11 protein-coding genes and 2 pseudogenes are annotated in these 13,427 nt (G+C 71.4%); 9 read left to right on the forward strand and 4 right to left on the reverse strand.

From position 1 onward, the window contains the following. Positions 1-5: 5 nt before the first annotated feature. Positions 6-890 carry an alpha/beta hydrolase gene (locus AB0N06_RS12110; RefSeq protein WP_366134567.1) on the reverse strand — a complete coding sequence of 295 codons (885 nt, stop codon included), beginning with the start codon at positions 888-890 and terminating at the stop codon, positions 6-8. Positions 891-962: 72 nt separating this feature from the next. Between AB0N06_RS12110 and AB0N06_RS12115 the strand changes: the two genes are divergently transcribed. Next, on the forward strand, positions 963-1,412 hold the full coding sequence (locus AB0N06_RS12115) for a MarR family transcriptional regulator (protein WP_366134607.1): 450 nt from the start codon (positions 963-965) through the stop codon (positions 1,410-1,412). A gap of 162 nt (positions 1,413-1,574) precedes the next feature. Here AB0N06_RS12115 and AB0N06_RS12120 read toward each other — a convergent pair whose 3' ends face one another. Then, positions 1,575-2,501 carry a Gfo/Idh/MocA family oxidoreductase gene (locus tag AB0N06_RS12120; protein ID WP_366134568.1) on the reverse strand — a complete coding sequence of 309 codons (927 nt, stop codon included), beginning with the start codon at positions 2,499-2,501 and terminating at the stop codon, positions 1,575-1,577. A gap of 178 nt (positions 2,502-2,679) precedes the next feature. Here AB0N06_RS12120 and glnII point away from each other — a divergent pair, with 178 nt between their 5' ends. Continuing rightward, complete coding sequence (gene glnII / locus AB0N06_RS12125; RefSeq protein WP_366134569.1) at positions 2,680-3,714, forward strand: glutamine synthetase; 1,035 nt, start codon at positions 2,680-2,682, stop codon at positions 3,712-3,714. Between the two features lie 72 nt (positions 3,715-3,786). Continuing rightward, a pseudogene (locus tag AB0N06_RS12130) lies at positions 3,787-4,254 on the forward strand (winged helix-turn-helix domain-containing protein); the annotation flags it as partial. Between the two features lie 72 nt (positions 4,255-4,326). Here AB0N06_RS12130 and AB0N06_RS12135 read toward each other — a convergent pair. Then, positions 4,327-6,474 (reverse strand): MMPL family transporter, encoded by a 2,148-nt coding sequence (locus tag AB0N06_RS12135; RefSeq protein ID WP_366134608.1) that lies wholly within the window; start codon positions 6,472-6,474, stop codon positions 4,327-4,329. Between the two features lie 241 nt (positions 6,475-6,715). Between AB0N06_RS12135 and AB0N06_RS12140 the strand changes: the two genes are divergently transcribed. Together AB0N06_RS12140 and AB0N06_RS12145 are read left to right on the forward strand one after the other, a co-directional pair. Then, a complete protein-coding gene (locus AB0N06_RS12140) occupies positions 6,716-7,984 on the forward strand; it encodes a sensor domain-containing protein (protein ID WP_366134570.1) in 1,269 nt (422 codons plus the stop codon). Further along, a complete protein-coding gene (locus AB0N06_RS12145) occupies positions 7,969-8,616 on the forward strand; it encodes a response regulator transcription factor (protein WP_366134571.1) in 648 nt (215 codons plus the stop codon). The genes AB0N06_RS12140 and AB0N06_RS12145 overlap by 16 nt, the downstream gene beginning before the upstream one ends. Before the next feature lie 106 nt (positions 8,617-8,722). Here AB0N06_RS12145 and AB0N06_RS12150 read toward each other — a convergent pair whose 3' ends face one another. Next, a complete protein-coding gene (locus AB0N06_RS12150) occupies positions 8,723-9,226 on the reverse strand; it encodes a MarR family transcriptional regulator (protein WP_366134572.1) in 504 nt (167 codons plus the stop codon). 70 nt (positions 9,227-9,296) lie between these two features. Here AB0N06_RS12150 and AB0N06_RS12155 point away from each other — a divergent pair, with 70 nt between their 5' ends. From AB0N06_RS12155 to AB0N06_RS12170, 4 genes and pseudogenes are all read left to right on the forward strand, one after another. Next, positions 9,297-9,860, forward strand: a complete 564-nt coding sequence (locus tag AB0N06_RS12155) for a carboxymuconolactone decarboxylase family protein (protein WP_366134573.1) — start codon at positions 9,297-9,299, stop codon at positions 9,858-9,860. 259 nt (positions 9,861-10,119) lie between these two features. Further along, positions 10,120-12,075 (forward strand): hypothetical protein, encoded by a 1,956-nt coding sequence (locus AB0N06_RS12160; RefSeq protein WP_366134574.1) that lies wholly within the window; start codon positions 10,120-10,122, stop codon positions 12,073-12,075. Positions 12,076-12,456: 381 nt separating this feature from the next. Next, a complete protein-coding gene (locus AB0N06_RS12165) occupies positions 12,457-12,909 on the forward strand; it encodes a hypothetical protein (protein WP_366134575.1) in 453 nt (150 codons plus the stop codon). Between the two features lie 119 nt (positions 12,910-13,028). Further along, a pseudogene (locus AB0N06_RS12170) lies at positions 13,029-13,418 on the forward strand (metal-dependent hydrolase); the annotation flags it as partial. Positions 13,419-13,427 lie beyond the last annotated feature (9 nt).

Here is a 13,427-nt window from a genome sequence, read left to right on the forward strand (position 1 = left end):
CGGAATCACTCGGTCAGCAGGAAGTCCTCGATTCTGCGGTTGAGTTCGGCGGTGTCCGGGGCGTGCAGCGGCAGCGTGTGGTGCGTGGCGCCGGGGATCGTCGCCGTCCGTGCGCGCGGGAGCAGCCGGGTCGCGGTGGCGGCGACCCGTGCGGAGTTGTGGGCCCGGCTGTTCTCGGCCGTAAGGATCAGGGTCGGTACGTTCAGCGTCCTCAGGGCCTCGGGCGTGGGGCGATGGCCCGTGACCGGCCTGACGGTCGGGAAGCCTGCGGCCTCGTCGCGCAGGTGCAGCCATGCCGGGTCGAGCGTGGCGCCGGCCGTCTCCCAGTTCATGAAGGTGCGCGTGCGTTTCGCGTTGGGGCAAAGCAGCATCGGCAGTGCGTGCAGCAGATAGCCGGGGCGGAAACCGGCGAAGCACTGGGTCGGGTCCACGAGGATCAGCCTCCGGACGCGGTCGGGTGCGTGCAGGGTGTAGTGGAGCGCGATCCAGGCGCCGTAGGAATGGCCGCAGAGTGCTGTCGATGCGGTGTTCAGGGCGTCCAGCACGGCGTCCAGCCAGGCCGTCAGGTCCGGCACCGTACGGACCGGGCGCTCCCCCGCCACACTTCGGCCCGGATCGCCGATGAGGTCGACGGCGTGGACGCGGTGGGTGCGGCCCAGGTGGGCGGCCTGGGCGAACCAGACGGTGGAGGTTTCGCTGCCCCCCGCCAGGAGCACCAGGGGCGGGGCGCCCTCGGGGCCGTAACTGTTGATACGGGTGGTGCCGAACGGGGTGGGGACGTCGGAGTGAGTCGTTCCGACGGGCCACTTGGCCGCCAGGACCTCGTCGTACGCCGAGAGGAACGACTCGGAGACGGCCGTTGCGGATGATCCGGATGACGTGGTTGCCACGGAGTGGCCTCCCGAAGGTGGGTACCCTTGGACATTATCTCGCTCAGCGAGATAATAGAGGAAGGAGATCTGATGGGCGAGCAGAGTTCCGAGATGGAGATCGTTCATCTGCTGCGCAAGGTGACTGTCGAATTCGGGCTGCGGCAGGCCGAGTTCGCGAGCCGCAACGGCATGCACCCCACCGACGTACGCGCCCTGATCTGCCTGCTCGACACCGAACGCGCGGGCGCCGACGCGACGGCTGGGTGGCTCGGTGCGCAGCTCGGGCTCAACTCCGCGGGCACCACCGCCGTCGTCGACCGGCTGGAACGGCTCGGCCACCTCACCCGCACCCGCGACCCGCGCGACCGGCGACGGGTGCTGCTGGCGGTGGACCCGCGGGCGGTGGAGCTGGGGTGGGCCTTCTTCGGGCCGCTGATCGAAAACACGGTGACAGTGCTGCGCGACTTCGACGAGAGTGAGACGGCTGCCGTGCGGGGCTTCCTGTCCGCCGCGCTCCAGGCGGTCACCGCCATTCCCTGACCGGCAGGGCGATCGGGGGGACCCTTTCGTGATCCGGCTCCATGGCGGCTTCGTCACCGGCATCGCCCGCAACCCCGCCAGATCCGCCGCGCCCGCGTCGAGCGCGTGGGCTGACCGGCACGGCCGGTGCCCGCACAGTGCCCGACGGGCTCTCCCCACCGTTCAGGACCGTGCGGGCACCGGCCCCGCCTTGGCCTCCGCCTCGGCCAGCAGCTCGGTCAGCCGCAGCCCGAACCGTACGTCGCAGGCGTGCGGAGCCCCCGTACGTACCGCTTCGAGCAGCGCATCGACCGCCGCCCGGAACGACCCCACCACATCCCCCCACCTGGGCAGCGTCGCAATGCCCGGCTCCCCTCGGAGCTCGATCTCCGTACCCACCGCTCCCTGCGGCGCGGCCAGCGCGAGCGTCACTGTGCTGGACGCGCCGGAGGTGTGGCGGAGGATCAGGTGAGTGGTGTCGGCGGGACCTCGGGCCGCGGTCAGTTCCGTCGCATCGCCGAGCACCGGGAGCAGCACCGACAGCGCATGCGGACCGACGTCCCACAGGCCGCCCTTGTCACGGCGCCACGGAGACGCTGCGTACTCACTGTCCGCACCGGGGGCGTACAGCGCGCCGATCCATTGGGCGCGGGCGGTGAACCAGCCGTGCCGACCGGCCTGTTCGGCGATCCAGTCGGACGTGTCCCGCGCGAACCGCAGCGTGCAGAACACGACAGACGCGACCCCCGCCCGGTCGGCGGCCTCGGCGACCTCCCGGGCCCCGGCCAGGGTCGTCGCGATCGGCTTGTCCATCAGCAGGTGACACCCGGCGGCCGCGGCGCGGGCGGCCAGCGGGGCCTGGACGTCCGGCGGCAGCGCGAACGCGACGGCGTCGCTCACGGCGAGAAGTTCGTCGACGCCCCCGTCACCGGAGTACGCCGTGGTGCCATGGGTGGTCGCGAGCGCGTCCGCCGCCTCGGGGCGGCGACCCCACACGCCGCTGAACACGACGCCGGGATGGGTGGCGAGGGCGGGTGCCTGGGTGTTCCGGGCCCAGGGGCCCGTACCGAGAAGGCCGATACGCATGGGAGCGGCGGGCGGTGTCGTCATGGGGGCCAGTCTGCCCGGTCCGCACGCGGAACCGGGGCGGTCGGCAGCTGGTACGCCGGATCCTCGGTAACACGGGGTTCACATTCGGGCAACGGACGGGAAATCCCGTCTTGCGAAGCTGCGCTGCAGAGACCGACCGCAGACCGCAGCACCGCACCACCCCCGAAGGATGGCTTCCGTGACGTTCAAGGCTGAGTACATCTGGATCGACGGCACCGAGCCGACCGCCAAGCTTCGTTCCAAGACGAAGATCATGGCAGGCGAGCCCTCGGAAGACGTCGCGGAGCTGCCCATCTGGGGCTTCGACGGATCCAGCACCAACCAGGCCCAGGGTCACGCCTCCGACCTTGTGCTCAAGCCGGTCTTCTCCTGCCCGGACCCCATCCGTGGCGGCAACGACGTCCTCGTCCTGTGCGAGGTCTTCAACATCGACATGACGCCGCACGAGTCCAACACCCGCGCCGCCCTGCGCCCGATCGCCGAGCAGTTCGCCGGCCAGGAGCCGATCTTCGGCATCGAGCAGGAGTACACCTTCTTCGACGGCCACCGCCCGCTCGGCTTCCCCGTGGGCGGCTTCCCGGCCGCGCAGGGCGGCTACTACTGCGGTGTCGGCTCCGACGAGATCTTCGGCCGCGAGATCGTCGAGAAGCACCTCGACAACTGCCTGCAGGCGGGTCTGGGCATCTCCGGCATCAACGCCGAGGTCATGCCGGGCCAGTGGGAGTTCCAGGTGGGACCGCTCGCCCCGCTGGAGGTCTCCGACCAGCTGTGGATCGCGCGCTGGCTCCTCTACCGCACCGCCGAAGACTTCGACGTCTCCGCGACGCTGGACCCGAAGCCGGTCAAGGGCGACTGGAACGGCGCGGGTGCGCACACCAACTTCTCCACCAAGGCGATGCGCGAGGGTTACGACGCGATCATCACCGCGTGCGAGTCGATGGGCGAGGGCTCGAAGCCGATGGACCACGTCAAGAACTACGGCGCGGGCATCGACGACCGTCTCACCGGCCTGCACGAGACCGCCCCGTGGAACGAGTACAGCTACGGCGTCTCCGACCGCGGCGCCTCGGTCCGTATCCCGTGGCAGGTCGAGCGGGACCAGAAGGGCTACATCGAGGACCGTCGCCCGAACGCCAACGTCGACCCGTACGTCGTCACGCGGCTGATCGTCGACACCTGCTGCACGGCGGTGGAGAAGGCCGACCAGGTCTGATCCTCCAGCGGCTCCGTACGAAGGGGCGCCCGCCGAAACGGGGGCGCCCCTTCGGCTGGCGACGTCCAGCCGGCCGATGTGGCCTGCTTCCTGCCGCCGGGCGCGACCTGGCTTCCGGCACCCCCGCACACCCTTCCGGCGCTGCCGGGCCGTCCGCCGATGATCGGCTACCTGGTCCTCGTACCGGCCGACCAGCAGCCCGCCGTCGCGGCCGCCGCGGCGCAGCGCATCGTTCCGGAGCCGCTGGTGACGCCGGGGGCGGGGCCGGTGCGCATCGACAGTGTGCAGCGCACCGCGACGGTGGACGGGAGCACGCTCGACCTCACATTCCTCGAGTTCGAACTGCTCGCCCATCTGGTGGCGCATCCGCATCGGGTGCACACCCGCGACCAGTTGGTGACAACGGTCTGGGGCTACGGGCACGTGGGTGACGGGCGCACCGTCGACGTCCACATCGCCCGGCTGCGCCGCAAGCTGGGCGCCGAGCACCGGCGGTCGATCCAGACGGTGCGACGCGTCGGCTACAAGTACGCCCCCTGACGGGGTGCCGCGCACAACAGCCCTGGCCGACCGGTTACGCACCCGGTGGGCCAGGGCTTCTGCGTACCGGCATCAGCCACGGAGCCCCGAACCGGTCGGAACCGGACCGGCCACCACATCCGCCGTCCCCGCCTCGTCGTGGTCCGGGGCCGGCAGCCAGGACAGTCCGCGCGGCGTCCGCCAGTTCCGCTCGCCGAGCAGCGCCATGGCCGAAGGCAGCAGGACCATCCGTACGAGCGTGGCGTCCAGCAGCACCGCAACGGCGAGGCCGACGCCCATCTGCTGCATGTCCTGCATGGACAGCGTCCCGAAGACCGCGAACACCGCCACCATGATCACGGCCGCGCCGGTCACCGCGCCCGCCGTCCGCCGGATGCCCGCGTCGATGGCCGCCCGGGTGTCCAGCCCGGTCTGCCGGGCCTCGCGGATCCGGGAGACCACGAACACGTGGTAGTCCATCGAGAGACCGAAGAGCACCACCAGGACGAACAGCGGCATCCATGCCTCGATCGCCCCGACCCCCTCCGAGCCGATCAGCGAGGCGCCCCAGCCGTGCTGGAAGACGGCGACCATCACACCGTAGGCGGCGCCCACGGAGAGCAGGTTGAGAAGGATCGACGTCACCGCGATGACATACGAGCGGAAGCAGAACAGCATCAGCAGGAAGGTCACTGCCGTGATGAACGCGAAGACGGGGACGATGCCGCGCTTCAGCTGATCGTTGAAGTCGACGGACCCGGCCAGCTCTCCGGTGACGTACGCCTGCGCGCCCGTCCCGTCGAAGGCGGCGGGGATCCGCTTGTCACGCAGCTCGGTCAGGCCGGCCTTGCCGTCCGGCAGCGAAACCTCGATCTCCGCGATGTTCTGCGCCCGGTGCACGGTCACCTTGTCGGGGCCGAACTCCGCCAGTGCCTCGCGCAGTTCGGGCGAGTCGATGTCGTCCGCCTCGACCACGAGCAGGGCGGGGGCGGGGCCGCCCGGGAACGTCTCCGCGATGCTCCGGTACGCGACGGAGAGCTCCGAGTCCGAGCCGAACTGCTTCTCCAGGCCGAGTGACTCGGTCTTCATGCCGAGGGCGGGCGCGGCCAGGGCGAGCAGGAAGACGACCGAGGCGACGGCAAAGACCTTGGGCCGGGCCAGGACGGGCCTGAGAACGGTGCCGGCGAGGGCTCCGCTGGCCCGCACTCGCTGCCCGGCGCGCCGGTTCAGCAGCGGCACCCGCCCCGCGTCGATCCGGTCCCCGAGCCAGGAGAGCAGCGCGGGCAGCACCGTCACCGAGCCGAGCACGGCGATGAGGACGACGGTGATCGTGGCCAGGGCGAAGCCCTTGAACAGCATCAGTCCGGACAGGAACATGCCGGCCATCGCGACCGTCACGGTGAGGCCGGAGACCAGCACGGCCCGGCCGCTGGTCGCCGCCGCGATCCGCAGCGCCGTCTCTGCGTCGTGCCCCGCGGCCCGCTCGTCGCGCTCGCGCCGCAGGTAGAAGAGGCAGTAGTCGACGCCGACGGCGAAGCCCATCAGGAACATCACGGAGTACGTGGTCTGGAACAGGTGCAGTTGGTGGCTGGCCAGCGACAGCAGACCGAAGGCGGCCATGCACGCGGTCAGTGCGAGCCCGACCGGCAGCAGGGCCGCGACCACGGCGCCGAAGGCGACCAGCAGGATGCCCAGAGCCAGGGGTACGGCGGTGAACTCGGCCTTCCTGAAGTCCTCGGAGAGCAGGTCGCCGAGCCACTTCCCGGCACTGGCCTCGCCGAACTGCTGGATGGTGACGTCCGGTCGCTTCTCGCGGACCCCGGACACGGCGTCGAGCACCGGCTGCACCCGGTCGGCGGCCGTCGCCGCGTCGCCCTTCATGTCGAAGGTGATCAGGGCGTCCTTGCCGTCCTTGGACGGGACGGGCGCCGCGAGGTGATGGACCTCGCCGGTCCGCTCGACGGCCGCGGAGACCTCACGGGCCGCGTCCTGCCAGTCGCCCGCCTTCGCGGCGGACACCATGACCAGCTCACCCGCAGGTTGGGCGAGACCGGCGTCGTCGAGGATCTGCTCGGCCCGCGCCGAGTCGCCGGTGGCGTTCTCGGCGTCCGTCATCTCGACCATGCCGGATGCTCCGCCGATGCCCGTGGCGAGCACGACGAAGAGCAGCCAGCCGAGGATGGCCGTCTTGCGATGGTGTGCGCTCCACACACCGATGCGTGCCGCGAGGTTGCGCCTCATGGCGTTTCGCCCCCAGAAGTTGACGTCGAATGAGTCGCTCATGAACCTAGGAGCGGGGCGTTCGCCGCCCCAGCCGTCGAAACCCCCTCTCCCCGAGGCGTAGGGCGAGGTTTCGACGGTGGTGCTGGGTACACCCCTCCCGGGTGGTGAAACGGCTGACGTCGCGCCCGACCGCCGGGAGAGACTGTCCTGGGACCGCGGCCTGCCGTGACGGGCCCGGCGAGGGGAGAGGGACCACATCATGAACGCGATGCAGAGCCGGGTACGGCCCGCGCTGCTGGCCGCCGGGCGCGGGATCGTGCTCTCGATCGCCTGTCTCGCCGGGTCGATCACCCTGTTCGTCCTGGCGGTGCTGTCGATCGCCTCCATTGCGCTGGGTCTGGGGCTGTTCACCACCCCGCAGGTGCTGGACGCGGTCCGCAGTCACGCCAACCAGCGCCGACTGCTGGCGGCGACCTGGTCGGACGTTCGCATCCCGGTCCCGTACCGGCCCTTTCCGAAGGATGTGCGCGGCGGGTTCACGGGGCAGGTGGAGCGGACGACGCTGATGCTGAAGGATCCGGCGACCTGGCGGGATCTGTGCTGGATGCTGGTCGACATGACGGCCGGCTACGTGGTGCTGGCCCTGGCCGTCGGGCTGATGCTCTATCCGGTGGAGGGGGTCGTCCTGGCGGCGGGCCTGTGGCGGGTCTTCACCGACGACGCCTACTGGTACGGATTCGTGCCGGTCGACAGCCAGGCGACGGCACTGGCCGCCGCGGCGCTCGGTGGGGTGCTCTTCCTCATCGGTCTCAGAGCAAGCGAACCGCTGTTGCGGCTGCACTTCGTGATCGCCCGCTCGCTGCTGGCGCCCACCCATGAGCAGGAGCTGGCCCGGCGGATCGACCGGCTCACCGAGACCCGGCACGAGGCCGTGGACACCGCCGCCTCCGAACTGCGCCGTATCGAGCGGGACCTGCACGACGGCGCGCAGGCCCGGCTGGTCGCCATGGGCATGCATCTGGGCACGATCGAGGCGCTGATCGAGAAGGATCCGGCGCAGGCCAAGAAGCTTCTTGCGACGGCCCGCGAGTCCTCCGCGGCAGCCCTCACCGAACTGCGTGATCTCGTCCGGGGCATCCACCCGCCGGTCCTCGCGGAGCGTGGGCTCGGGGACGCGGTGAGGGCGTTGGCGCTGCGGCTGCCCATCGAGGCGGAGGTCGAGGTGGAGCTGGCCGGCCGCGCCGAGGCGCCGGTGGAGTCGGCTGCGTACTTCGCGGTCAGCGAGGCCCTGACAAACGCCGCCAAGCACTCGGGGGCGGACCGTCTCCAGGTGGACATCCATCACGCCGACTCGATGCTGCGGATCTCCGTCACGGACAACGGCAGGGGCGGCGCGACCGTCGGAGCGGGCTCGGGGCTGAGCGGAATCGAACGCCGACTCGGTACATTCGACGGCATCATGGCCGTCAGCAGTCCAGCGGGCGGCCCCACCATGGTGACCATGGAGATCCCTTGCGAGTTGTCCTAGCCGAAGATCTCTTCCTGCTGCGCGACGGTCTGGTCCGGATGCTGGAGGCGTACGACTTCGAGATCGCGGCTGCCGTCGAAACCGGCCCCGAACTGACCCGTGCGCTCGCCGAGTTGGATCCGGACGTCGCCGTTGTCGACGTCCGGCTTCCGCCGTCCCACACGGACGAAGGACTGCAGTGCGCCCTTGCGGCCCGCAAGGGCCGGCCGGGGCTGCCGGTGCTCGTCCTCTCCCAGCATGTGGAGCAGTTGTACGCCCGTGAGCTGCTGGCGGACGGCAACGGGGGCATCGGGTACCTGCTCAAGGACCGGGTCTTCGACGCCGACCAGTTCATCGACGCGGTACGCAGGGTCGCGGCGGGCGGCACCGCGATGGACCCGCAGGTGATCTCACAGCTGCTGTCCCGGCGCGCACAGGACAAGCCGATGGGCGGTCTGACCCCGCGCGAGCTGGAGGTCATGGCACTGATGGCGCAGGGCCGTTCGAACACGGCGATCGCCTCACAGATGGTGATCACGGAGCGGGCGGTGGCCAAGCACACCTCGAACATCTTCGGGAAGCTCGGCCTGCCGCCGTCCGACGACGACAACCGCCGCGTTCTGGCCGTCCTGGCCTACCTGGACCAGGGGTAACCCCGCGCCCCGGCCGACGGGTCATCCGGTCGAACCCAGGTGCAGCGTGGTCGCCCCCGGGTGGGGTGCGGCCCGGGACTGCAGGGCCTGTTGACCCGGCGGCATCTCAGCCGTTGAACCATGCCGCCGCGTCGAGCCGGAACGCACCGGCGGGCGCCATCGCGCGCAGGTCGGACTCCAGGGCGCGCAGCCGATCGGCCCCGAGCGCCCTGGACCACGCGGCGTGCAGCCGGTCGAACCCCTCGGCGGACCGGACCAATACGTCGACACCGCGCGGGGTGACCCGGACCAGCTTGCGGCGCCCGTCCTGCGGATCGTCGACGCGTTCGACGTAACCGAGACCCTCCAGCCTGTCGACGGTCTTCCCGGCGGCCTGCTTGGAGACACCGAGCCGTCGGCCGATCTCACTTGCGGTCGCGCCGTCACGGCCGATGGCCTGGAGCGCGAAGCCGTACGCGGGCCGCACGTCGGGGTGACCGCTCTCGGCCAGCTCCCGGTGCAGCTCATCGATGATCGTCCGGAACCCGGCGAAGAGGAGCAGGGGCAGCTCGAAGCCCGCACCATCCCCGGCGGTCGCCGCCTCCTCAGCTCGCCCCGCCGGCTCAGCCATTGCGAAACTCGACAACTTGGTTTACGTTTTCGTCAATCACGTTGTCGAGTTTACCGCGAGAGGTCACGCCATGCCCGCATCCGCGTTCCCCGACCACACCCTCGAATCCGCCCCCGCCGCCGCCCGTCGCACCATGAAGGCGGTAGCGGACAAGCAGGGATATCTGCCCGCTGCCGTCGGCCGGCTGGCCACGTCCCCGCAGCTGCTCGACGGCTTTCTGAAGATCAGCGCGATCTTCGAGTCGACCGCCCTGGACCCGCTCTCCCGCGAGGTCCTGATCATGACGATCGCCACCCGCAACAGGTGCCACATCTGCGTGGCGATGCACACCGCGAAGCTCACCGCCCTCGGCGCGGACGCCGACCTCATCGCCGCACTGCGTGAGGAGAAGCCACAGCCGCTCCCGGACGAACGACTGGAATCGGTGCGGCAGTTCACCCTGGCCGTCATCGCCTCGGCGGGCGCGGTCGACGACGACACGCTGCAGGCCTTCCTCGCGCACGGCTACACCCACCGGAACGCCCTGGACGTGGTCCTGGGCATCGGCGCGTACACGATGTCGACGCTCGCCAACCGGATGACCGGCGCACCCGTCGACCCCCAGCTCGCCGCGTTCGCCCCCGCCCCCATGTGACCCGTAGGCCGCCGGTCGCCGTGGGCGGGACGTGCGGCTTGTCGTCGCCGCCCGCACCACCGCCGCACGCCGTCAGAAGAGCCAGTCGTGCAAGGACGACCGCCGCGGCCCTGACCCCGGAACGACGCCTCGTCGCATCCTGCGTCACCATCCGGCCATCGTGCCCCTGCGCGCTCCGTCGCGCGGCCGAACGGCCGGATCCCAGGGAACCGGCCGTGGGCCGGGGTGACCATCGCACGATTCGCTCGTTCAGCTGAATGTGCGCCCACTGCCAGAAGTACCGTCCGTCACCGCCCCGGTCGATGTGGAGCAGGCCCAGGCGGCGCTCGTCGAGCACTATCCGCGGCTGGTCCGGCTCGGCTACCTCGTCCTGCCGCCCTCCCTCGGCCGCAACCGCCGTGTTCTGACGGCGCATTCCCTCGCCCAGCGGTCCCTGCCACTGGGGCGCCGGACGGCGTTCACGGCCGACGACGGAGTCCCTCTCCCCCGCCGTCCCGCCGGCGGTACGGCGGTCGACCCGGGCTATGCGCACGTCCGGCAGCGGGTGGTGAACACCGCCCTGGAGGCGGGCCGCCCCTTGCGCCGCCTGGCCTGGCCGCACCGGTCCCAGCTGCCGCCGCTCCTTCCCCTGGTGTGGGGTCTGCGCCTGTTCCCGCACTCCGGAGGTGCGGACGAACTCGCCCTGGACCAGGCACTGTCCGCGCTCTCCGGGCCGGCGCGCGCGGCGCACGTCCTGCGCGGCCTGGAGGGCCTCGCGGACGGGGAGGTACGGCAGGTGCTCGCCGCCGCAGGAGTGGCGGACCCGCACGCGGCGCTGACGGAGGCGGACGCGGTGGCGGCGCCGTACGCGCTCCTGGACTCCCCGGAGTTCGACCCCTGTTCCCTGCAGGCCCGCCCGCCTGATCTGCTGCGCCGCCGCCGGCGTGCAAGGGCGGCGCTCGCGGCGGTCGCCGCACTCCTGGTCTGCGGGGCGCTGCTGGGGCTTCCGGGCAACGGCTGGGGCCGGGACCCGGCGTCCGCGCCGCTGTACACCCGTAACCCAGCGGCCGAACAGGCCCTGGAACCGGCCGCCTTGCTCAGGGTGTCCCCGGCGTACTGGCAGCGCTCGCCCCGGACCGACTTCACCGCCTGGCCCACCCGCGGCGACCGCACCGACGACACCCGGCTGCTGCGGCGGGCCCTCGTCGTCTGGGCGCGTCCAGGCCCCGCCGTCCGGTCGTCCACGACGCCCGGGACGCCGGTCGGGCCGCCGATGGGGCCCCCGCAGCTGCTGTACGCGGGCGAGGTGGGCGCGGCCGCGGTGGTGTTGTTCTACGACGGGCTGCGCATCGTGCGGTACGCGGAGGCCCGGGACGCCGATCCGGCACAGGGCGCGGCACTCGACTTCGCCCGTGTCGACAGTGCGGACGCGTCCTCCGCCGATGCTCTGATCGTGAGCCGTGGCGGCGGAACGGTCCGCTATCTGACAGCGCCCTGGGTGCGACAGGTGTCCGTACGGGATCTGCTCGCCCCCGGCCGGGCCGCGCGGCCGCTGCACCGCGACCGGAACGGCGTGACCGGTGTGCTGGCGAGCCCGCAGACGGCCGGGGACTGCCGGTCCTGGTCCGCCGTCGACATGCATGACGCCACGGCGACACGTCTGCTGACGGACCTCGGTGAACTCGCCCCGGCCCGGCTGACCTCAGGGTCGCCGTCGACGCCGCATGACGTGTCCGGGCGGGCGGAGCGGGAGAGCTGGGCACGGACCGCCTGTCTGCTGACCGCGGTGCGATCGCGCGGCGTGCGCTCGGTGAACTCCTGGCCGTACGCGCGGCAGTGGCTGCCTGAGGGCAACGGCTTCGCGCAGTGGCTGTGCACCCGGGCGGAGACCTGGCGCGGCTCCGGAAGCAGGGTCTTCGCCCAGTTCCAGGCCCCGTCGGCGCAGTCCGCCGCCGGGGGTGCGGTGCCGCCCGGGACGGTGGCGGCGCGTGCGGAGGACTCGTCGGCCTGCGGGGAGCGGGACCCACGGGTGCTGGCGGGCGTGCTGTGGAAGTCGCACGGCGGCCGCTGGTACGTACTGGCGGCGGGCAGCACGGAGTTCGCCTCTCTGACCACATCGGGCGGGGTGGAGGGCCGGGCGCAGGGGCATCTGCTCGCGGTGCGGGCGCGAGCGGGTGACCGGGCGGAGCTGAACGGTGTGCTGATGAACGGCGCCCGGGTGGGCGCCCTGCGCTGACCATGCCGCCGTGCCGTTTCCCGTGGTGCACGCCGTCATCCTCCACTCGGCCGAGTCATGATGGCCGGCGGCGGACCCTCCGGCGTGCCCGCGGAATCAGGATGCGCAGTCGCTCCCGGACGTGCGCGTCCCCGATACCTCGGCGGGGACCCGCAGGTGGGACGGGGCGCCGAGGGCGGATGGCGACGGCCGCGGAAGGGGTCGGGGGGACGGATGGGGGTTCACGGATTGCCTACAGGACTAAGTTTCACGAGCGGCGGCATTGCAACAGATCGGGTGTCTTGGAGCGCGTGGCGCGGTCGTCGACGGTCGTCGGGGGGCGACGGTTGTGGTGTCCAATCCGAGCAGGCGCTTCGGCGCCTGCTGCGACAGGAGATTTCTATGCATGTTTCCCGCTTCGCTGCCTCAGTCTGTGTGGCCGCCGTCGTCATGCTGGGCGGCGCCGGCGCAGCTCAGGCCGCCGCCCCCGGCGCCGCCGACGGTGCCCACTCCCTGCAGGCCAATGACGGTCGGCACGGGGATGGCGACCGCCGGGACGACAGGATCTGGGGCCAGGACCGCCTGGACGACTGGCGCTGGGGCCACGACTGGCGCTGGGGCCACGACCACCGCGACGACCGGCGCTGCCGCCACGACCGCCACGACGACCGGCGCTGGGGCCACGACCGCCACGACCACAAGCGCTGCGACGACAAGCGCTGGGGCCACGACCGCCGCGACGACCGGCGCTGGGGCCACGACCGCCGCGACGACCGGCGCTGGGGCCACGACCGCCGCGACGACCGGCGCTGGGGCCACGACCAGGACCGGTACCGGGAGTACCGTTCCCGCTGATCCGATCCGAACCGCAGTATGAACTGGGCCCGTGGCGCCCTCCATCGAGGAGGAACGCCACGGGCCCGAATTGCTGCACGACCCTGTTCCCCCCGTGTACCCGTCAGTACATTGACAACATGTCTAACACTCAGCCAGCGGCGGTCGCGTCGGAGCGAACCGAGCTGAAGGCCCGCAACGTCTCGTTCGCCTGGGAGAAGACCCCCCTCCACTGGGTGCCGGACGATCCCTTCAGCACGCACACGATGAATGTGCTCCACCTGCTGCTCCCGGCCGGGGAGCGCTGGTTCATCCATGTGTACCGGCAGGTGCTGCCGTACATCCATGACGAGCAGCTGCGGCAGGACGTGATCGGGTTCATCGGCCAGGAAGCCGTGCATTCCCAGGCCCACGACGACGTCCTCCCCCATCTGAAGGAGCTCGGGCTCGACCCGACCCCGTACACCGCGCAGGTCGACTGGTTCTTCGAGAAGCTGCTCGGCGACCGGACGCTGCCGCCGGGACGCGCCCGCACCTGG

Source organism: Streptomyces sp. NPDC051020, from assembly GCF_040683105.1.
GTDB lineage: Bacteria > Actinomycetota > Actinomycetes > Streptomycetales > Streptomycetaceae > Streptomyces.